Origin of the sequence: Novosphingobium sp. G106 (assembly GCF_019075875.1) — a bacterium.
GTDB lineage: Bacteria > Pseudomonadota > Alphaproteobacteria > Sphingomonadales > Sphingomonadaceae > Novosphingobium.
In genome coordinates this window covers 3,886,152-3,905,718 of the sequence record NZ_JAHOOZ010000001.1, presented here as the reverse complement: position 1 = coordinate 3,905,718, position 19,567 = coordinate 3,886,152, and the positions used below count along the sequence as shown (strand labels likewise).

Sequence of the window (19,567 nt, the reverse complement as noted above, 5' to 3'; positions counted from 1 at the left end):
CCGCTAGCTGCCCGCAGCGGTTCCGGGCTTCTGCGCCGGGCTGGATCGATCAGCCACGGCACGGGCAAAGGTCTCAGCATAGCGCGGATGCTCCGTCCCCATCCACTTGTCCCACCAGGTGAAATAGAGTCCGTAGTTGCTGTTGAAGCCGCCCGAATGGTGGAGGTCGTGATGCGTCGTGGCGGTGATCCAGCGGGTGAGCGGGCTCGCCAGCCACCAGCGGGGGTGAAGCTCGAAGCCGGCATGGCCCATGGCGTTGCGCAGGATCTGAAAGATCATCCAGGTCAGCGTCACGCGCACCGGCGTGGGAACGACTGCGAGCCATAGCGGCACGAAGGCGATCATCACGAAGGCTTCGGGAACGGCGAAGCTGTAGGCCGCCCAGGGCGTCGGGGTGATCGAACGGTGATGCGTGCGATGGAACAGCCGGAACAGCCGCGGATGGTGCATCGCGCGGTGAACCCAGTAGAAATAGGTGTCGTGCGCCAGGATCAGCACGGCCAGCAGAAGGAGGTCGCCGGCGAGGCCGTAGCTGCCTTGGAAGCGGTGCAGCACACCTAGCTGCACACCCCAGACGATGAAGCACGAGACGAGCGTGTAAACCGCGATCGTGCGCAGCGAATGGACGAACTCGCGGCGGCGGTCGGGATTTCCCGCCTCACGCGTTTGTATCCTGCGTCCCGCATAGCGGCTGCGGCGCATCGCCCAGACGACGGCGCTTATCAGCGTGGCGGCCACGAAATAGCGCCCGAAATCGAAGGCGTAGATCGAGGCGCCCTTGTCGAGCAGGATGGCGAGGGGCGGAAAGGCTGGCATGACGGCTCCCGGTGCGTTGCGCCGTCCTGCTGCACCTTCCGCCGTGGCCTGGCGCCGCGGAATCCAAATTCGGCTAGCCGATTTCGGAATCGGCCATCGGTTTGCCGGCGAGCCGGGCGGCCCGGTATTCGCTGGGCGTCATGCCCTCGGCCTCGCGGAAGGCGCGGTTGAACGGACCGATCGAGCCGAAACCCGCGTCGATCGCGACGGTCAGGATAGGTACGTCGCGCTGCGCCGGATCGGCGAGTGCCTCGCGCACTTCGTCCAGGCGGAAGCCGTTCAGGAAAGCGGTGAAGTTGCGGTAGCCGAGTTCCCCGTTGATCGTCCGCCGCAGCCGATACTCGGGCTCGCCGAGCCGCTGTGCGAGCGCCGCAATCGCAAATCCTTCGGCGCGGTAAGGGCGCTCGTTGGCCATGACCGAGAGCAGGCGCGCGGCCAGTCTGGACATCGCCGGAGCCGGTTCGCCATCCTCGGGCGGTTCGGTCGCGGGCGCGGGTGCCGCGAACAGGTCCGCTGGGCGAAAGCCGTACATGGCGATGGATACGCCGAGCGTGGTCATGAGAATGGCGACGATCGTCCCGATGTGGCCGAGGTCGTGGCGTTCGCTGCCGTGTCGCGCCATCTCGAAGGCGGTCACCCACAGGGTGAAGGCGCCGATCGCGCCCACGAGCAGCAGGCGCAGGTTGCGCCGTTCCTCGACGAGATCGTCCGACCGTCCGCGCCAGGCGATCCAGATTCCGGCAATCGTGAAGCCGAACATGGCCGCCTTGCTCAGGATCCAGAGCACCAGGTTTATCCGGCCGCTGGCGATCATCAGCGTCAGCTGGCAGCTGGGCAGCAGGGCATAGCCGACGACCAGCCCCCAGCTCCGCCGGCCGATATGCGCCCGGTCTTCGAACCATGCGCGGGCAAACAGCCAGAACAGCACCGGCGCCATGACCGAAACGAGATCGAAGGCCATGAAAGCCGGATGTCCGACCGGCCCCGGTCCGAACAGGGGTGCGACGAGGTAGGCGAGGATGCTGACGTTCATCGTGATCGCAACGCGACCGGCTGGCGATCCGCGTTGCTGGCGTAACAGCACGCCGATCCACAACACGAACAGCGCGATCGCTCCGCCGCGAATCAGGACCTCAAATGTCGCCAGCGGAGCCATCGCTTCAGGCTAGGATCTATCGCGTCGCGGCGAAAGCGGCTCGGATCGCCCTAAAAGAAAGGGGCGCACCTCGCGGCACGCCCCAATTCCTTGCGCGATCCGACGGCCTCAGCGCGGCAGCTGGCTCGTTCCCATCAGCGCCTCGTCGACCGCGCGAGCGGCCTGGCGGCCTTCGCGGATCGCCCAGACGACCAGGCTCTGGCCGCGGCGCATGTCGCCGCAGGCGAAGATCTTGGGGTCGCTGGTCTGATAGTCGGTGACGTTCGCCGCAACGTTGCCGCGGCCGTCGAGCGCAACGCCCGCCTGGTCGAGCAGACCCTGCTTGAGCGGGCCGACGAAGCCCATGGCGAGCAGGATCAGTTCGGCTTCGAGCACGAACTCGCTGCCTTCGATCTCCTTCATCGCGCCATCGACCCATTCGACGCGGACGCATTCCAGGCCCTTGACGTCGTTGTCGCCGACGACGCGCTTGGTCAGGATCGCCCAGTCTCGGTCGACGCCTTCCTCGTGGCTCGACGAGGTGCGCAGCTTCAGCGGCCAGTTCGGCCAGGACAGCGCCTTGGCCTCTTTCTCCGGCGGCTTGGGCATGATCTCGATCTGGGTGACGCTCTTGGCGCCCTGGCGGATCGAGGTGCCGACGCAGTCCGAACCGGTGTCGCCGCCGCCGATGACGACGACGTTCTTGCCGGTCGCGGTGATCGATCCGCGTGGCGCGGCGCGTAATTCATCGTCGCCGGCGTTGCGCTTGTTCTGCTGGGTCAGGAATTCCATCGCCAGCCGCACGCCGGGCAGTTCGGCGCCCGGGATCTCCAGCTTGCGCGCATCCTCGGCACCGCCCGACAGGACGATCGCGTCGAAGTTCTCCTTCAGCGAAGCAACCGATACGGTTACTCCGACTTCCACACCCGTGCGGAACTGGACGCCTTCGCTCTCCATCTGCACCGCGCGGCGGTTGATCAGATGCTTTTCCATCTTGAAGTCGGGAATACCGTAGCGGAGCAGGCCGCCGACGCGGTCGTTCTTCTCGAACACGGTGACCGAGTGGCCGGCGCGGGCGAGCTGCTGCGCGGCGGCGAGGCCGGCAGGGCCGGCGCCGACGACCGCGACGGTCTTGCCCGTGCGCTGGGTCGGCACCTGCGGCGTGATCCAGCCTTCCTGCCAACCCTTGTCGACGATCGCGCATTCGATCGACTTGATCGTGACCGGCTGGTCCTGGATGTTCAGCGTGCAGGCTGCCTCGCAGGGCGCGGGGCAGATGCGGCCGGTGAACTCGGGGAAGTTGTTCGTGGAATGCAGCACTTCCAGCGCGTTCTTCCAGTCGCCCTCGTAGGTCAGGTGGTTCCAGTCCGGGATGATGTTGTTCACCGGACAGCCGTTGTGACAATAAGGAATGCCGCAATTCATGCAGCGCGAAGCCTGCGCGCGGAGATCGCTCTCCGGCAGCGGCACGATGAATTCCTTGTAGTGCTTTATGCGGTCGGCGACCGGACCATAAGTGCGGTCCGAACGGTCGAGCTCGAGAAAGCCGGTTTCCTTACCCATCTTGCGTAATAGCCCCTGATTATTCCGCGGCCACCGAAGCGGCTTCGCGCCGCTCGGCCTCGAGTTGCTTGAGCGCGCGCGCATAGTCGCGCGGCATCACCTTGACGAACTGCTTCAGCGAGTTGTCCCAGTCGTCGAGCAGCGCGCGGGCGCGCTTGCTGCCGGTGTGGAGATGATGCCGTTCGAGCAGCACGCGCAGGCGTTCGGCGTCGTGGCGCAGCATGTCGCCCATGCCGTTGTCGTGCACGCCGTTGGTCCGCTGTTGCGGCCGGCCTGCACCGTCTTCCTCGTCGCGCTCGGCCGAGATCGGCAGGATGTCGACCATGGCTTGGTTGCAGAGGTCGGCGAAGACGCCGTCGGGGTTGTAGACATAGGCGACGCCGCCCGACATGCCCGCGGCGAAGTTGCGCCCGGTCTTGCCGAGCACCAGGACGGTGCCGCCGGTCATGTACTCGCAGCCATGATCGCCGCAGCCTTCGACCACCGCGATCGCGCCCGAATTGCGCACCGCGAAGCGCTCGCCGGCGACGCCGTTGAAGAAGGCCTCGCCCGCGATCGCGCCGTAGAGCACAGTGTTGCCGACGATGATGTTCTCGGTCGGCTCACGGTTAACGTGACCCGGCTGGCGCACGATCACGCGGCCGCCCGACAGGCCCTTGCCGACATAGTCGTTGCCGTCACCGGTCAGGTCCAGCGTCACGCCGTGCGCGAGGAAGGCGCCGAAGCTCTGCCCCGCGACGCCGGTCAGGCGCACGTTGATCGTGTTGTCGGGCAGGCCGGCATGGCCGTGCTTCTTGGCGACTTCGCCCGAGAGCATGGCGCCGACCGTGCGGTTGACGTTGATCACCGGGCGCTCGATCCGCACGGCTTCGCGCTTGTCGATGGCATCGGCCGATGCCGCGATCAGATCGTTGTCGAGTGCGGCGGCGAGGCCGTGGTCCTGCGTCTCGCTCCAGTTAAGCGAGGGGCCCTCGCCCAGCGGTGCCTGGTAGAGCAGCTTCGACAGGTCGATGCCCTGCGCCTTCCAGTGGGTGATCGCCTTGCGCGTATCGAGCCGGTCGACCCGGCCGGTCATCTCGGCGATCGTGCGGAAGCCCATCTCGGCCATGATCGACCGCAGCTCTTCGGCGACGAAGAAGAAGTAGTTGATCACATGCTCGGGCGCGCCCGTGAAGCGCGCGCGCAGCACCGGATCCTGCGTGGCGACGCCGACCGGGCAGGTGTTGAGATGGCACTTGCGCATCATGATGCAGCCCGCGGCGATCAGGGGCGCCGTGGCGAAGCCGATCTCGTCGGCGCCGAGCAGCAGCGCGATGGCAACGTCGCGCCCGGTGCGGATGCCGCCATCGGCCTGGACCGCGATGCGGCTGCGCAGGTTGTTGAGCAACAGCGTCTGCTGGGTCTCGGCAAGGCCGATCTCCCAGGGCGATCCAGCGTGAGTCAGCGAGGTCAGCGGCGAAGCGCCGGTGCCGCCTTCGTAGCCCGAGATCGTCACATGGTCGGCGCGCGCCTTCGAGACGCCCGCGGCGACCGTGCCGACGCCGACTTCGGAGACGAGCTTGACCGAGATGCGCGCGACCGGATTGACGTTCTTCAGGTCGTGGATCAGCTGCGCCAGATCCTCGATCGAGTAGATGTCATGGTGCGGTGGCGGGCTGATCAAGCCGACGCCCGGGGTCGAGTGGCGCGTGGCGCCGATGGTCTTGTCGACCTTGTCGCCGGGCAGCTGGCCGCCCTCGCCGGGCTTCGCGCCTTGCGCCATCTTGATCTGGATGTCGTCCGAATTGACCAGGTATTCGGCGGTCACGCCGAAGCGGCCAGAGGCGACCTGCTTGATCGCCGAGCGCATCGAATCGCCGTTGGCCATCGGCTTGAACCGCGAGGGATCCTCGCCGCCTTCGCCGGTGTTCGACTTGCCGCCGATCCGGTTCATCGCCACGGCCAGCGTCGTGTGCGCTTCCCAGCTGATCGAGCCATAGCTCATCGCGCCGGTGGCGAAGCGCTTGACGATCTCGCTCGCCGGCTCGACTTCGTCGAGCTCGATGGCCTTGTCGGCCTTCTTGAGGTCCATCAGCCCGCGGATCGTCAGCATCCGCTCGGACTGGTCGTTGATCGTCCGGGCGAACTCCAGGTACTTCTCGGGGAGGTTGCCGCGAACCGCGTGCTGCAGAGCGGCGATGTTGGTCGAGGTCCAGGCGTGTTCCTCGCCGCGCAGGCGCAGCTGGTACATGCCGCCGACGTCGAGCATGTTGGTGTAGATCGGGTTGTCGCCATAGGCGGCAGCGTGACGGCGCACCGCCTCTTCCGCCACCTGCAGCAGGCCGACGCCCTCGATCGTCGTCGCGGTGCCGGTGAAGTACTGCTCGATGAAGTCGGTCGACAGGCCCACGGCGTCGAAGATCTGCGCGCCGCAGTAGGACTGGTAGGTCGAGATGCCCATCTTGGACATCACCTTGAGCACGCCCTTGCCGATCGCCTTGATGTAGTTCTTGCGAACCTGCTTCTCTTCAAGATGCGGCAGCTTGCGGCTGCGGATGTCCTCGAGCGTCTCGAAGGCGACATAGGGGTTGATCGCTTCGGCGCCGTAGCCCGCGAGGACGCAGAAGTGGTGCACTTCGCGCGCTTCGCCGGTCTCGACGACGAGGCCGGTCTGCATGCGCAGGCCCTGGCGGACGAGGTGGTGGTGCACCGCCGCCGTCGCCAGCAGCGCCGGCATCGGAATGCGGTCGGCCCCCTGCGCGCGGTCCGAGAGGATCAGGATGTTCTTGTCGGCCAGGACCGCCTCGGTCGCCGACCAGCACATCTCCTTGATCGCCATCTCCAGACCTTCGGCGCCGGTGGCGGCATCCCAGGTCATGTCGATGGTCTGCGTGCGGAACGCGCCGTCGAGCGCCGCTTCGATCGAGCGGATGCGGGCGACGTCTTCGTTGGTCAGGATCGGCTGGTCGATCTCCAGGCGCTTGTGGCTGCCCGCGTCCATGCCCAGCAGGTTCGGGCGCGGCCCGATCATCGACACCAGGCTCATCACCAGCTCCTCGCGGATCGGATCGATCGGCGGGTTGGTGACCTGGGCGAAGTTCTGCTTGAAATAGTCGTAGAGCAGGCGCGAGCGGTTCGACAGCACCGCGATCGGCGTGTCGGTGCCCATCGACCCGATCGGATCGTCTCCGTTCGCGGCCATCGGCTCGAGGAACTTGTTGGTATCTTCCTGCGTGTAGCCGAATGCCTGCTGGCGATCGAGCAGGCTGGTCGTCTCGACCGGCAGCTCGGCCAGCTCGGGCTCGACGACTTCGAGGTCCTTGAGCTTGTACTGCGCCGCCTGCAGCCATTCCTCGTAAGGTTCGGCGCCGGCGAGCTGGGCCTTGATTTCCTCGTCCTCGATGATCCGGCCTTCGTCGAAGTCGATCAGCAGCATGCGGCCTGGCTGAAGCCGCCACTTGCGGACGATATTGTCTTCCTTGATCGGCAGAACGCCCGATTCCGAGGCCATGACGACTAGGTCGTCGTCGGTGACGAGGAAGCGCGCGGGGCGCAGGCCGTTGCGGTCCAGCGTCGCGCCGATCTGGCGGCCGTCGGTGAAGGCGACGGCGGCGGGGCCGTCCCACGGCTCCATCAGCGCGGCGTGGTATTCGTAGAAGGCGCGGCGCTTCGAATCCATCAGCGGGTTACCCGCCCAAGCCTCGGGGATCAGCATCATCACCGCATGGGCGAGGCTGTAGCCGCCCGCGAGCAGCAGCTCGAGCGCGTTGTCGAGGCAGGCGGTGTCCGACTGGCCGTGCGGGATCAGCGGCCACATCTTGTCAAGATCGGGGCCGAGCAGCTCCGATTCCATCGTGCGGCGGCGCGCGTTCATCCAGTTGACGTTGCCGCGCACGGTGTTGATCTCGCCGTTATGGGCGATGAAGCGGTAGGGGTGCGCCAGCTTCCAGCTGGGGAAGGTGTTGGTCGAGAAACGCTGGTGGACGAGGCCGAGCGCCGAGACGCAGTCGGGATCGCGCAGGTCGTCGTAGAACGAGCCGACCTGGGTTGCGAGCAGCAGGCCCTTGTAGACGATCGTGCGGCTCGAGAAGCTCGGCATGTAGAGCTCGTCGAGCGTCGGCAGGTCATGCTTGACCGCGAGCGCGGCCAGCGGGTTCTGCGCCTGCTTGCGGATCGCCAGGATCTTGCGCTCGAAGGCGTCCTGGTCGGCGATGTTCTCGCCGCGGCCGACGAAGCACTGGCGCACCACGGGCATCGAGGCGACGACGGCCTTGCCGAGCCCGTCGAGCGTGGTCGGCACGTCGCGCCAGCCGATCAGGTGCTGGCCTTCCTTGGCGATGAATTCCTCGAAATGGGCGATGGCGAAATTGCGCGCAGCTTCGTCTTGCGGGAGGAAGCACATGGCGACGGCATAGTCGCCGGCCGCGGGCAGCGTCAGGCCTTCGCCGTCTGCCCACTTGCGGAACAGCGCATCGGGCATCTGGATCAGGATGCCGGCGCCGTCGCCCAGCAGCGGGTCGGCGCCGACGGCGCCGCGGTGATCGAGGTTTTTCAGAATCTCCAGCGCCTGGGTAACGATCGCATGGCTTTTGGCGCCCTTGATATGGGCGACGAAGCCTACACCGCAGGCGTCGTGTTCATTACGCGAATCGTAGAGCCCCTGGGGCTGAGGAAATCCCATCGATAAACCATCCTGTCATCGGCCGGTCGCCTTGCGCGGCTAACGGCCCCGTAAGCGCGACTCACCACGCCAGGAAAACGGCACGGGAGCGCGAACGTCCCCCATGACGACAGGAAGTAATTTTTGCAACCGCGAAGACGGGAAACGAGGCCCCGGCGCGCCGGCTGCGGCGCGATTCGGCAACGATTGTGCGGTGATCTCAGCCGCTTCGCGCGGAATCAGGCGGTGCCGCTCATCCGATCGAGCTGGGCCAAGGCTGCGCGCAGGGCTTTTTCGGTTTCCAGCTGAACGGGGCGGGATTGCGCGGGCGGCGGGCTCAGGCGGGCCTGGCGCCGGTCGGCGAAGTCGGGAAAATGGAGCACGGGGCCGGCGGCTTCATCCGTTTCATCCCGCGTAGAGCCGCGCAATTCCTCGCGGCGCTGCAAGGCGATCGCCAGGCGTTCGACCAGTTCGACATGCGACAGGTCGGCGAGGTCCGCGGTGACAATACGCTGCGCTGCGGTGTGGCTGCGGGGCGCAGGGATCACCTCCTGCACGATGGCCGCTTCGGCGGCCGGCAGGGAGCTCTCTTCCTCGACAACCGCAACAAGGCTCGACGGGTCGAGCGAGGGCGCCGCTTCGGCGGCCACGGGCTCGGCCGAGGCCGGCACTTCGGCCACGCCGGGCCATTGCTCGCCGCCGAGATCGGTCTCGGCGACCTTGAATACTTGCGGACCGGCCTTCCTGGGGGGCGCCGAGGCGCTTCGCCAGGATCCAGCCGATGACGCCGCCCGGAATGCCGAGCAACCCGGCGAGCATCAGCCGAGCGGTCGTGCCCAGCGGCGGTGCGGCGGCGGGGATCAGGGCGTCGAGATGGCTGGCAACCACCGCGCTTTCGACCAGCGATGTCCGGAGCAGCAGGCTGCCGACGCCGAGCAGCGTGGCGAACCACAAGGCGACAATGGCCGGGAACAACGGATGACGGGTGATCGGCTGACTGGCCCGCTGACGATCGGCTTGCTTGCTGTCTGGCTCTGCCACGATTCTCTAGCCCCGTTTTCTCGGCGCTTCCCGCTCAGGCGGCGTGCGCGGATAGTGGCGCGATTCCTAGCAATGTTTGGTAAACGACTTGATAACGTTCGACGTTGCGCGCCCAGTCATGGCGGGTTTCGACGTGGACATGGCCGGCCTTCCGGTAGGCGTCCCAGGCGCCGCGTTCCTCGAGCAGGAGCGCCAGAGCTTCCGCGCAGGCGGCGGGATCGTCGGGCGCGAACAGCCGTCCGGTGACGCCGTCGGTGATCAGCTCGCGGTGCCCGCCGACGTCCGAGGCGGCTACGAGTTTGTCCTGCGCCATGGCTTCGAGCGGCTTGAGCGGCGTGACAAGATCGGTCAGCCGGCTCTTCTTGCGCGGATAGGCCATGATGTCGGTCAGCGCGTAATAGCGCTCGACCTCGTGGTGCGGCACGCGGCCGACGAAGCGGATCGCCGCTGCCGCGGGCGAGGCCTGCGCCTGCTCTTTCAGCGCAGCCTCGCGGGGCCCCCCGCCGACGAGCAGCAAGCGGGCATCGGGCTGGCGCGCGACGAGCGCGGGCATCGCCGCGATCAGGTCGTCGATGCCCTCGTAGTCGTAGAAGCTGCCGATGAAGCCTATCACCGGACCGTCTCCGAGCCCGAGTTCGGCCGCCAGCGCAGCGTCGCGCGGGACGGGTGTGCCGAACATCGCGAGGTCGACCCCGTTGGGCATAATCGAGATGCGCTCGGCGTTGAAGCCGCGTTCGATCAGGTCGCCGCGCAGCCCCTCGCAGATCGTCACCACCGCGCCGACGCTGCCGACGACGTGGTTCTCGAGCTGGCGCGTCAGGTGGTACTTGGCCGAGCCCTCGCGGCTGGTGCCGTTGCCGACCGCGGCATCCTCCCAGAAGGCGCGGATCTCGTAGACCACCGGAATGCCGAGCCGCTTAGCGGCGCGCAGCGCGCCTTCGCCGCAGAGCGCGGGCGAGTGGGCGTGCAGCACGTCGGGGCGCCATTCGCGGCAAAGCTTGTCGATCGCCGTCGCCAGTTGCCCGATCTCGCGCCATTCGCGCAGGCCCGGCGGGCCGCCGGCTTCTCCGGGCGTGCGGTGGAAGGTTATCCCGTCAATTTCCTCGACGTCCGGGCCTTCTGCCGAATGGCGCAGGCCGGTGATCGCGCGTAGTTCGATCCCCATCGCCTGCTGCGCCTTCAGGATGGCGCGCGTGCGGAAGGTGTAGCCGCTGTGCAGCGGCAGCGAATGGTCGAGGACGTGCAGCACCTTGAGCATGGCGCTTCCCTAAGCCGATAACGCTTAACGGCCCGTCAACCGCGGCTTGCTAGGGCAGGGGGGACGATGGTCGATCTCTTCGCCCTTGTCCTGACGCACGGGCTGCTGGCGCTTGCCGCCTGGCGGCTGATCCAGCGCGCCGATCTCGATCGCGATCCGCCCAAGGCCGAGCCGGTGCCGGAAGAGCAGGCGCAGTCGCGGCGCGGGATGCGGCTCAAGTGACAGACTACGGCCTTTTCGTCTTTGCCATGGGCTTGCTGGCGCTCGGCTTCAAACGGCCGTTCCTCTGGGTGCTCGCCTACCTCTATATCGACATCGTCGCGCCGCAGAAGATCTCGTGGCACCTGCTCGCGCAGATCCCGATCTCGCTGATGGTCTTCGTCGCGGCCTTCGGCGGCTGGCTGGCGCTCGACGACAAGACGGATTCGCGATTCAACTACCGGCAGGCGATCCTCGCGCTGCTGCTGGTCTATTGCGGCTACACCACGCTGGTCGCCGATTTCCCGGTCGAGGCTGCGGCCAAGTGGGACTGGGTGTGGAAGGCGCTGCTCTTCGCGATCTTCCTGCCGCTGACCCTGCGCACGCGCCTGCGGATCGAGGCGGTGGCTTTGGTCATGGTCCTTTCGATCGCGGCCATCATCATCGACGGCGGCATGAAGACCGCGCTCGGCGGCGGCGGTTACGGTTCGCTCAAGCTGTTCGTCGATAATAACACCGGCCTTTACGAAGGCTCGATCCTGGCCATGGCGGCGATCTCGATCCTGCCGCTGATCCTCTGGCTGGTGCGTCACGGGACGATCTTTCCGAAGAACTGGATGGTCGTGGTTTTCGGGCTGGCGCTGGCTTTCGCCTGCCTGCTCATCCCGATCGGCACCCAGGCCCGCACGGGGCTGTTGTGTTTGGGTGCGATGGCCGTGCTGAGCCTGCGCACCGCCAAGCGGCGCTTCCTCTATGGCTCTCTCGGCGCCATTGCGGTGCTGGTGGCAATCCCCTTCCTGCCCAAGAGCTACACCGATCGCATGAACACGATCGAGAACCACGAGGCAGACGAATCGGCCTCCACGCGCGTCGCCGTCTGGGGCTGGACGCTGAACTACGTGCAGGATCACCCGATGGGCGGCGGGTTCAACGCCTATATGGGCAACAAGATCCGCTATCAGAAGAAGACGGTCGAGGGCAGCGGCGACACGGCCGAAGTCGGCTCCACCTACATCACGGATGCCGGCCGCGCCTATCACTCGGGCTATTTCGAGATGCTCGGCGAGCAGGGCTATCCGGGGCTCATCCTCTGGCTCTGGCTGCAGCTCTCGGGCATCTGGCAGATGGAGCGTATCCGCTGGAAGTGGAGCCGGCGGACCGGACCCGACGAGCAGTGGCAGGCGCCGCTGGCCAATGCCCTGCAACTCTCCCACGTCGCCTATATGGTCGGGGCGCTGTTCATCGGCGTCGCCTACCAGCCGTTCATCCTCATGCTGATTGGCCTGCAGTGCGGGCTCTGGACCTATCTCAAGCGCATCGACGAGCCCGCGCGGCGGCGGATTGGTGAGGCGGCAAAGCCGAAACTCGCGCCTGCGGTGGCCCCCGATGGAACGTTGGGCGTTTGATCGCCGGTTACATCTATCTGGTCGCATTCCGCAAAAGTTCACGCTACCGCAGCCGCGGTATGAAGGGCTCGACGGGCGATACGACGGCGCAGAGGCGCGATGCGGCTACATATGCAGCCAGCTGATCGGACCGCCCCCGCGCACCTCGACGCGCTGACCGGCATCCGTGGGGTCGCGGCCTGGCTGGTCGTACTCTATCATATCCGCGATGCTCTCACCGGCATCCTGCCCGCCGCGGTGATTGCGGTGCTGGCAAAGGGCTATCTCGCGGTCGACCTGTTCTTCATCCTCTCGGGCTTCGTGCTCTGGTACAACTACGCGCCGCGGCTGCGTGAAGGCGGGGTGGCGGCGGCCGGCCAGTTTCTCTGGCGCCGGATCGCGCGGATCTGGCCGCTGCACCTGTTCATTCTCGGCCTGTTCGTGGTCTTCGCGCCCTCGTTCGTCGCCGTCGGGCGCGATGCCTCGTTCTACCCGCTCGCCGAACTGCCGCTGCATGTGCTGCTGATCCAGAACTGGGGCTTCACCCCAGGGCTGACCTGGAACGACCCGGCCTGGTCGATCAGCACCGAGATGGCCGCCTATCTCGTCTTTCCGCTCGTGATCGCGGCGGCCAAATGGGAACGCCTGCCGACCGCGGCGCTGCTCGCGCTGGGTCTCGCGCTGCTGAGCGCGATCGCGCTCTACTTCTGGGCCGACGACGATACCATCCTCGGGGCTGACATCTCGCGGCTGGGCCTTGTCCGCTGCCTGCTGGAATTCTCGCTCGGCAACGTCCTGTGCCTGGTCTGGCTGCGCTGGCGCGGCGCGGCGCACGGCGCGAAGATCGCCTTTGCCGTCTGCCTCGGCGCGCTCGGGATGGGGCTTCACCTGGGTCTCCCCGAGACGATGTTCGTCCCGACCTGCTTCGCCGCGGGCCTGCTCGCGCTTGCGCTAGGCCGGGGCGCCATCATCGGCGCGCTAGGCGGCCGGGCGCTGCGCTATCTGGGTGAGGTCAGCTATTCGACCTATCTTGCGCACACGTTCCTGTTCCTGGCCTTCAAGCTGGTCGTCAGCCACGCCGCGCCGCAGATCGGCTGGAGCGGGCTCGCCGGTTTCCTCGTGCTGGTGCTCGCCTCGTCGATTGCCCTCTACCACGGCGTCGAGAAGCCGGCGCAGCGCTGGATGAACCGTCACACGCCGCGCTGGCCCTGGCGGGAAAGCGCCATACCTGCCGAGTAGCCGCGTTGCGCGGCGTACATGCTTGGTCCATGACTGTCGCTGCAGCGCAAGCAGGAGATCGGACGGATGAAGCTGGAGGATATGGCGGCCAAGGTCGGTGAAGTCATCGGCACTTCGGACTGGTACTTGATCGACCAGGCGCGGATCGACAAGTTCGCCGACACCACCGAGGATCACCAGTTCATCCATGTCGATCCCGAAGCGGCCAAGGCGACTCCGTTCGGCCAGACGATCGCCCACGGCTTCCTCACCGCTTCGATGCTCGCGCCGATGATGTCCGGGCTCGACAAGCCTGAGGTTCAGATGTCGGTCAACTACGGCTTCAACAAGGTGCGGTTCCTGTCGCCGGTGAAGTCGGGCAAGCGCATCCGTGGCCATTTCAAGCTGCTCGAACTCGTCGAAAAGCGTCCGGGCCAGTGGCAGCAGACCGTCGAGGCGTCGATCGAGATCGAGGGCGAGGACAAGCCGGCGCTGCTCGCCGAATGGATCTTCATGCACTTCGTATAAGAACAGCCAAGGAGAGGTCCCATGCGTGACGCCGTCATCGTAGCCGCCGCTCGCACGCCGATCGGCCGCGCCTACAAGGGGGCGTTCAACGCCACTGCCGCGCCGACGCTCGGCGCGCTGTCGATCATGGCAGCCGTCGAGCGCGCCGGGATCGACGGCGGTGAGATCGAGGACGTCGTCTGGGGCTCGGCGCTGCAGCAGGGCGGACAGGCGCTCAACATCGGCCGGCTGGCGGCGCTGCGCGCCGGCCTGCCGGTGACCGTCGCCGGCATGAGCCTGGATCGGCAATGCGGCTCGGGTCTGATCGCGCTGGCGACGGCGTCGAAGCAGGTGGTGATGGACCGTATGGACGTCGTCGTCGCCGGCGGCCAGGATTCGATCAGTACGGTCCAGACCAAGGACTTCCGCGTCGAGTTCGACCGTGACCTGATCCGTATGCGCGAAGCGGCCTATATGCCGATGCTCCAGACCGCGGAAGTCGTCGCCCAGCGCTACAACATTAGCCGCGAGGCGATGGACGAGTACGCGCTGCAATCGCAGCAGCGCACCGCGGCGGCGCAGGCGGCCGGTCGTTTCGATGCCGAGATCGTGCCGGCGACCGCGACGATGAGCGTCACCGACAAGGCCACGGGCGAGACCAGCAAGAAAGAGGTCACGCTGACGAAGGACGAAGGCAACCGTCCCGAGACGACGCTGGCAACGCTCGCCGGCCTGCCGACCGTGATTCCCGGCGGCACTGTCACCGCGGGCAATGCCAGCCAGCTTTCGGACGGCTCGGCCGCGCTGGTCGTGATGGAAGGCGCGCTCGCGGCAAAGAAGGGCCTAGCCCCGCTCGGCCGCTTCGTGGGCCTGGCCGTGGCCGGCACCGAGCCTGACGAGATGGGCGTCGGTCCGGTCTATGCCGTCCCCAAGCTGCTGAGCCGGTTCGGCGTGAACATGCAGGACATCGGCCTGTGGGAGCTGAACGAGGCTTTCGCCGACCAGGTCGTCTATTGCCGCGACAAGCTGGGCATCCCCAACGACCTGCTCAACGTCGACGGCGGCTCGATCGCGATCGGCCATCCCTATGGCATGACCGGCGCGCGCTGCGCGATGCACGCGCTGATCGAAGGCAAGCGCCGCGGCGCGAAGCATGTCGTGGTGACGATGTGCATCGGCGGCGGCATGGGCGCGGCCGGGCTGCTCGAAGTGCTCTAGGCAGCGGATTTGCGGCGGACCGTTAGCGAAGCGGAAACGATTGTGGATCGCGTTTAGAAGAAATTAACCTTTTCTCTTCATACGTCCTATGGTTAATTGATTACGAGGACCCCGACCGGGGGGTCAGTCTTGCAATTTTTCGGGCGGAAACAAGGGGATTCGCATGCGCGTGCTGCTGATCGAGGACGAGCCCACTACGGCTAGGGCCATCGAGCTGATGCTTACGGCCGAGGGATTTAACGTCTATTCGACCGACCTGGGCGAGGAAGGCCTCGATCTGGGCAAGCTCTATGATTACGATATCATTCTGCTCGACCTGAACCTGCCGGACATGCACGGCTACGACGTGCTGAAGAAGCTCCGCGTCGCCAAGGTGCAGACGCCGGTGCTTATCCTGTCGGGCATTTCGGAAATGGATTCGAAGGTCCGCAGCTTCGGCTTCGGCGCTGACGACTACGTCACCAAGCCGTTCCACCGCGAAGAGCTGGTCGCCCGCATCCATGCGGTCGTCCGTCGCTCGAAGGGCCATTCGCAGTCGGTCATCCGCACCGGCAAGCTGATCGTCAACCTCGACGCCAAGACCGTCGAAGTCGATGGCGCCCGCGTTCACTTGACGGGCAAGGAATATGCCATGCTGGAGCTGCTCTCGCTCCGCAAGGGCACGACGCTCACCAAGGAAATGTTCCTCAACCACCTCTACGGCGGCATGGACGAGCCCGAGCTCAAGATCATCGATGTGTTCATCTGCAAGCTGCGCAAGAAGCTTGCCCATGCCTGCGGCGGCGCCAACTACATCGAAACCGTCTGGGGCCGCGGCTATGTCCTGCGCGATCCCGACGAGCGCGCCGAAGCGGCCTGATTTACCCCCTCCTCGACTAACACTCTCTCTCCGGTCGAAGAGCGGCCCGTTGCCTAGGCAACGGGCCGTTTTCGTTTGGGCGGGCGTTAGCGCCGACAACGGCCACAGGTCGAACTTCACACGTATGACGCATGGCGAAGTTTGCCACCGCGCCGGCGCGCGGCAAATTCGTTGTCATAAAACAGCGGCTTGCAACCATGAGAAAGAGCGCGCGCTGTGTGCGGAAACTCATTCGTGTAGGAAAGCGAAAAATGACGGATCGGCGGATGATGAGCCCGGCGTCCGAGGCCGCTGCCGCCGACTTTTCCGTCATTCCCCAGCGTGTAAACCGGCTCTAAGTCGGTCGTTTGGCAGCTTGCCGAGGCTCGTCCTGTGACCAGCACTGTGAAAGCGTTGCCAAGCTTTCATCAACCCATCTTGCGAGCGGCGTGCCAGTGTTCGAACTGATTTTGAAGCTGTAGGCACTGCTGTCGCCGTATGCCGCATCGCCCAGCAACTCGTAGAAAACCCCGTCAGCAGTAACTACGACATCATCGTTGTCGAGAAATGGAACTGTGGCACGCGGCATTTCCAAGTTACGAACTGCGCGCAAAACCGAACGTGCAGCTGGGCAGCGGTTGGTGTCGGTCCACTGGATAGTCCTCCCGTCGCCCTTATGCGTTGTAAGCTTGAACCAATATGCTGTCGGGCCTTCCGCATGCAATGTCCCGACTTCTACGACCATCGGCTGTTGAAACGACGGCTCGCGTCGGAATGAAAGCCAGGGTTCAAGTGGTGTGATGGCGGAAGCCAATAGGGTGAGCAGCATTGTCTCAGAGTAGATGGAAAAGGACTGCTTTTCTATATTTGCCGATCGAAAGCGGACTGACCGGACTCCCCGACACCGCGGACGCCTACCCATCCGCGTTGACCCACGCGCCGTTTGCTGCCAGTCGCGCGCCCCATGACTGCCAACAAGCCCGGCGACCCGACCACGCTCAACCGGCTCTATGGCCGCGCGAAGGGCAAGCCCTTGCGCAAGGGCCAGCAGGGGCTGGTCGATACCTTGCTGCCGCGCATCGCGGTGCCGCTCGAAGGCGAGGTCACGGCCGAGCGGCTGTTCGGCCATGCCTGCCCGCTGCATTTCGAAATCGGCTTCGGCGGCGGCGAGCATATGGCCTACCGTGCCGACCTGCTGCCCGACCACGGCTTCATCGGCGCCGAGCCTTTCCTCAACGGCGTCGCCCAGGCGCTGACCCATGTCGATGGCGACAACGGCGCCGGTACGCCGCTCGGCAATGTCCGCATTCACCACGGCGATGCGCTGGAAGTGCTGGCGCGGATACCGGACGGCGCGCTGTCCTTCGTCTATCTGCTCCATCCCGATCCCTGGCCCAAGGCGCGCCACGCCAAGCGGCGTATGATGAACGACGGGCCGCTGAACCTGATCGCCGCCAAGCTCAAGCCCGGCGGCGAGTTCCGCTTCGGCACCGATCACCCGGTCTACCTGCGCCACGCGCTGATGGTCATGCGCCGCCATCGTGACGCGTTCGACTGGCTCTGCGACAAGCCGGCCGACTTCCAGCGCCGCCCCGGCGGTTGGCCCGAAACCCGCTACGAAGCCAAGGCGCGCACGCTGGGCCACGAGGTCTGGTACTTTCGGTTCAAGCGGAAATAGGTGCGGAATGATCGGCAGGTTCAAAGCTTCGTTGGCGAAGACCTGCGCGGTCGCACTTTTCCTCGGCGACGCGGGTCATGCGAGCGCCGACGTCCGCATCCCGGGGTTCGAGTTGGTGCGCACAGCGCCCGTCGAAACCACGCTCGACACGCCCGATGTGCGCGATGCGGTGGTCGTCTGGTGCCAGATGATCGACCAGGCGCGCGACACCATCGACTTCGAGCAGTACTATGTCGCGGGCAAGACCGGCGAACCGCTCGACAACGTGCTCGCCTCGCTCGAGGCGGCGGGCCGGCGCGGCGTGAAGATCCGCTTCCTGATGGAGGAGAAGGGGCTCGGCGCTTCGGATGAGGCCACGCTCGCGCGGCTGAAGGCGATTCCCAACCTGACCTTCCGTCTGCTCGATTTCGGCAAGGTCGCGGGCGGGGGGATCATCCATGCGAAATTCTTCGTGGTCGACGGGCGCGAGGCCTATGTCGGCAGTCACAACTTCGACTGGCGCGCGCTCGAACATATCGACGAGACGGGCCTGCGCATCGACGACAAGCGGATCGTCGGGCAGATGCGAGCGATCTTCGCGCAGGACTGGCTCGCGCAGGAGCGGCTGGCGCAGGGACTGCCCGTGCCCGAATTGCGCGCGGCCGACGATAGCGGAGACGAAGGGCGGCCGGCTTTTCTCCTCGCCAGTCCGGGCCGCTTCGATCCGGCCGGCGTCGGCGATTCCGAAGCCGCCCTTCCGCGTCTGATCGCGAAGGCCCGGCGTTCGATCGATGTCGAGGTCATGCTCTATGCGGCCCTCGCGCGCGACGGCGGGCCCTACCGCGTGATCGACGATGCCTTGCGCGCGGCCGCGGCCCGCGGCGTCAAGGTGCACCTGCTGATCACCGACTGGAGCCTGTCGCCCGCGCGCCTGCCCTCGTTGCGCAGCCTGGCTGCGGTACCCAATGTCGAGATTCGCGTGATCCGCATACCCGAGGCCTCGACCGGACCCATTCCCTATGCCCGCGTGGTCCACACTAAGGTCATGACGATCGACGGCGCGACGGCCTGGATCGGGACCAGCAACTGGGAAGGTGGCTATCTCGACCATTCGCGCAATCTCGAGGTCGTGCTGCGCAATCGGAAAATGGCGGGGCGGATCGAGGCGCTGCACCGTCAGGCCTGGACCTCGGCCTATGCCAAGGGGCTGGAAGCGGCGATCGCCGAGCGGCCGGTGCCAGCCCACTGATCGTCCAATCAAAGAATTTCTTTCGCCGTATCGCCAAAATTCTCGCCTAACGCGGCGCGACTCGCGTTTTGGGGGCCGTGATGCAATTTAGTTTTTTGGACTTCGAAGCGCTGCTGCCCTTCATCGGCGTCGGCTTTGCCGCGCAGCTCGTAGATGGAGCACTGGGCATGGCTTTCGGGGTGATCTCGAACACGCTGCTGGTCGGCGTGCTGGGCGTGCCGCCGGCGCTGGCATCGCAGCGCGTGCACCTCGTAGAATGCTTCACCACGGCGACTTCGGGGATCAGCCACCTGCTTCATGGCAATATCGACAAGCGGCTGTTCTTCAGCTTGCTGCTGCCGGGCATGGCAGGCGGTATTCTCGGTGCCTACATCCTGACTTCCCTCGACGCGTCGCTGGTGAAGCCGTTTGTGCTGCTCTATCTGGCCGGCATCGGCCTCTATCTGCTGTGGCGCGGTTTCTTCTATCCGCCGCAGATCAAGGAAGCGAAGCTAATCGCGCCGCTCGGTCTCGTCGGCGGCTTCCTCGATGCCGCGGGCGGCGGCGGCTGGGGGCCGGTTGTGACTTCGAACCTGCTGATCCAGGGCGCCGATCCGCGCAAGGTCGTCGGCACGGTCAATTCGGTCGAATTCTTCCTGACGATCACCGTCTCGGCGGTGTTCATCTGGAACCTCGGCATTGCCGACCTGGCGGGCGCGACGCTCGGTCTGTTGATCGGCGGCCTGCTGGCCGCGCCGCTCGGTGCCTGGGCGGCGAAGCATTTCCCGGCCAAGCAGATGCTCATCCTCGTCGGTATCGTCCTGACACTGACCAGCGCCTATGGCGTCTATCGCGCCTGGGCCTGA

General features: G+C 65.9%; 18 protein-coding genes. 11 read left to right on the top strand and 7 right to left on the bottom strand.

Going from position 1 to position 19,567, the window contains the following annotated elements; all coding sequences use genetic code 11:
- Positions 1 to 3 precede the first annotated feature (3 nt).
- The 5 genes from KRR38_RS18585 to KRR38_RS18565 form a co-directional block, all read right to left on the bottom strand.
- Positions 4 to 816 carry a sterol desaturase family protein gene (locus KRR38_RS18585; protein ID WP_217404371.1) on the bottom strand — a complete coding sequence of 271 codons (813 nt, stop codon included), beginning with the start codon at positions 814 to 816 and terminating at the stop codon, positions 4 to 6.
- Between the two features lie 73 nt (positions 817 to 889).
- Complete coding sequence (locus tag KRR38_RS18580; protein ID WP_217404369.1) at positions 890 to 1,972, bottom strand: helix-turn-helix domain-containing protein; 1,083 nt, start codon at positions 1,970 to 1,972, stop codon at positions 890 to 892.
- Positions 1,973 to 2,080: 108 nt separating this feature from the next.
- On the bottom strand, positions 2,081 to 3,514 hold the full coding sequence (locus KRR38_RS18575; protein WP_217404366.1) for a glutamate synthase subunit beta: 1,434 nt from the start codon (positions 3,512 to 3,514) through the stop codon (positions 2,081 to 2,083).
- A 19-nt stretch (positions 3,515 to 3,533) separates the two neighbouring features.
- Positions 3,534 to 8,174, bottom strand: a complete 4,641-nt coding sequence (gltB, locus tag KRR38_RS18570; RefSeq protein WP_217404364.1) for a glutamate synthase large subunit — start codon at positions 8,172 to 8,174, stop codon at positions 3,534 to 3,536.
- Between the two features lie 218 nt (positions 8,175 to 8,392).
- Positions 8,393 to 8,833: a hypothetical protein gene (locus KRR38_RS18565; RefSeq protein WP_217404362.1), complete on the bottom strand. Its 441-nt coding sequence runs from the start codon at positions 8,831 to 8,833 to the stop codon at positions 8,393 to 8,395.
- A gap of 101 nt (positions 8,834 to 8,934) precedes the next feature.
- On the opposite strand from KRR38_RS18565, the gene KRR38_RS18560 reads away from it, so the two are divergent.
- On the top strand, positions 8,935 to 9,135 hold the full coding sequence (locus tag KRR38_RS18560) for a hypothetical protein (protein WP_217404360.1): 201 nt from the start codon (positions 8,935 to 8,937) through the stop codon (positions 9,133 to 9,135).
- Between the two features lie 93 nt (positions 9,136 to 9,228).
- Here the strand turns inward: KRR38_RS18560 and KRR38_RS18555 are convergent, their stop codons facing one another.
- Positions 9,229 to 10,452 carry a TIGR04063 family PEP-CTERM/XrtA system glycosyltransferase gene (locus KRR38_RS18555; protein ID WP_217404358.1) on the bottom strand — a complete coding sequence of 408 codons (1,224 nt, stop codon included), beginning with the start codon at positions 10,450 to 10,452 and terminating at the stop codon, positions 9,229 to 9,231.
- 66 nt (positions 10,453 to 10,518) lie between these two features.
- Between KRR38_RS18555 and KRR38_RS18550 the strand changes: the two genes are divergently transcribed.
- The 7 genes from KRR38_RS18550 to KRR38_RS18520 all read left to right on the top strand — a co-directional run bounded on the left by KRR38_RS18550 (position 10,519) and on the right by KRR38_RS18520 (position 16,175).
- On the top strand, positions 10,519 to 10,674 hold the full coding sequence (locus KRR38_RS18550) for a hypothetical protein (RefSeq protein ID WP_217404356.1): 156 nt from the start codon (positions 10,519 to 10,521) through the stop codon (positions 10,672 to 10,674).
- Positions 10,671 to 12,056: a putative O-glycosylation ligase, exosortase A system-associated gene (locus tag KRR38_RS18545; protein ID WP_309141083.1), complete on the top strand. Its 1,386-nt coding sequence runs from the start codon at positions 10,671 to 10,673 to the stop codon at positions 12,054 to 12,056. Before KRR38_RS18550 ends, KRR38_RS18545 begins: the two co-directional genes overlap by 4 nt.
- A gap of 111 nt (positions 12,057 to 12,167) precedes the next feature.
- Positions 12,168 to 13,274 (top strand): acyltransferase, encoded by a 1,107-nt coding sequence (locus KRR38_RS18540; RefSeq protein ID WP_217404354.1) that lies wholly within the window; start codon positions 12,168 to 12,170, stop codon positions 13,272 to 13,274.
- 66 nt (positions 13,275 to 13,340) lie between these two features.
- Positions 13,341 to 13,781, top strand: coding sequence for a MaoC family dehydratase (locus KRR38_RS18535; RefSeq protein WP_217404352.1), 441 nt, complete (start codon positions 13,341 to 13,343; stop codon positions 13,779 to 13,781).
- Between the two features lie 21 nt (positions 13,782 to 13,802).
- Positions 13,803 to 14,978: an acetyl-CoA C-acyltransferase gene (locus KRR38_RS18530; protein ID WP_217404350.1), complete on the top strand. Its 1,176-nt coding sequence runs from the start codon at positions 13,803 to 13,805 to the stop codon at positions 14,976 to 14,978.
- A 163-nt stretch (positions 14,979 to 15,141) separates the two neighbouring features.
- Positions 15,142 to 15,837, top strand: coding sequence for a response regulator transcription factor CtrA (gene ctrA / locus KRR38_RS18525; RefSeq protein WP_217404348.1), 696 nt, complete (start codon positions 15,142 to 15,144; stop codon positions 15,835 to 15,837).
- 131 nt (positions 15,838 to 15,968) lie between these two features.
- Positions 15,969 to 16,175 (top strand): hypothetical protein, encoded by a 207-nt coding sequence (locus KRR38_RS18520; RefSeq protein ID WP_217404346.1) that lies wholly within the window; start codon positions 15,969 to 15,971, stop codon positions 16,173 to 16,175.
- Here KRR38_RS18520 and KRR38_RS18515 read toward each other — a convergent pair.
- Positions 16,172 to 16,645, bottom strand: a complete 474-nt coding sequence (locus KRR38_RS18515) for a hypothetical protein (protein ID WP_217404344.1) — start codon at positions 16,643 to 16,645, stop codon at positions 16,172 to 16,174. The two genes, KRR38_RS18520 and KRR38_RS18515, sit on opposite strands and share 4 nt — an antisense overlap.
- A 135-nt stretch (positions 16,646 to 16,780) precedes the next feature.
- On the opposite strand from KRR38_RS18515, the gene KRR38_RS18510 reads away from it, so the two are divergent.
- From KRR38_RS18510 to KRR38_RS18500, 3 genes are all read left to right on the top strand, one after another.
- The gene (locus tag KRR38_RS18510) at positions 16,781 to 17,494 is read left to right on the top strand and encodes a tRNA (guanosine(46)-N(7))-methyltransferase TrmB (protein ID WP_217404342.1); all 714 of its coding nucleotides are present in this window, start codon (positions 16,781 to 16,783) and stop codon (positions 17,492 to 17,494) included.
- Between the two features lie 7 nt (positions 17,495 to 17,501).
- A complete protein-coding gene (locus tag KRR38_RS18505; protein ID WP_217404340.1) occupies positions 17,502 to 18,722 on the top strand; it encodes a phosphatidylserine/phosphatidylglycerophosphate/cardiolipin synthase family protein in 1,221 nt (406 codons plus the stop codon).
- An 80-nt stretch (positions 18,723 to 18,802) separates the two neighbouring features.
- A complete protein-coding gene (locus KRR38_RS18500) occupies positions 18,803 to 19,567 on the top strand; it encodes a sulfite exporter TauE/SafE family protein (protein ID WP_217404338.1) in 765 nt (254 codons plus the stop codon).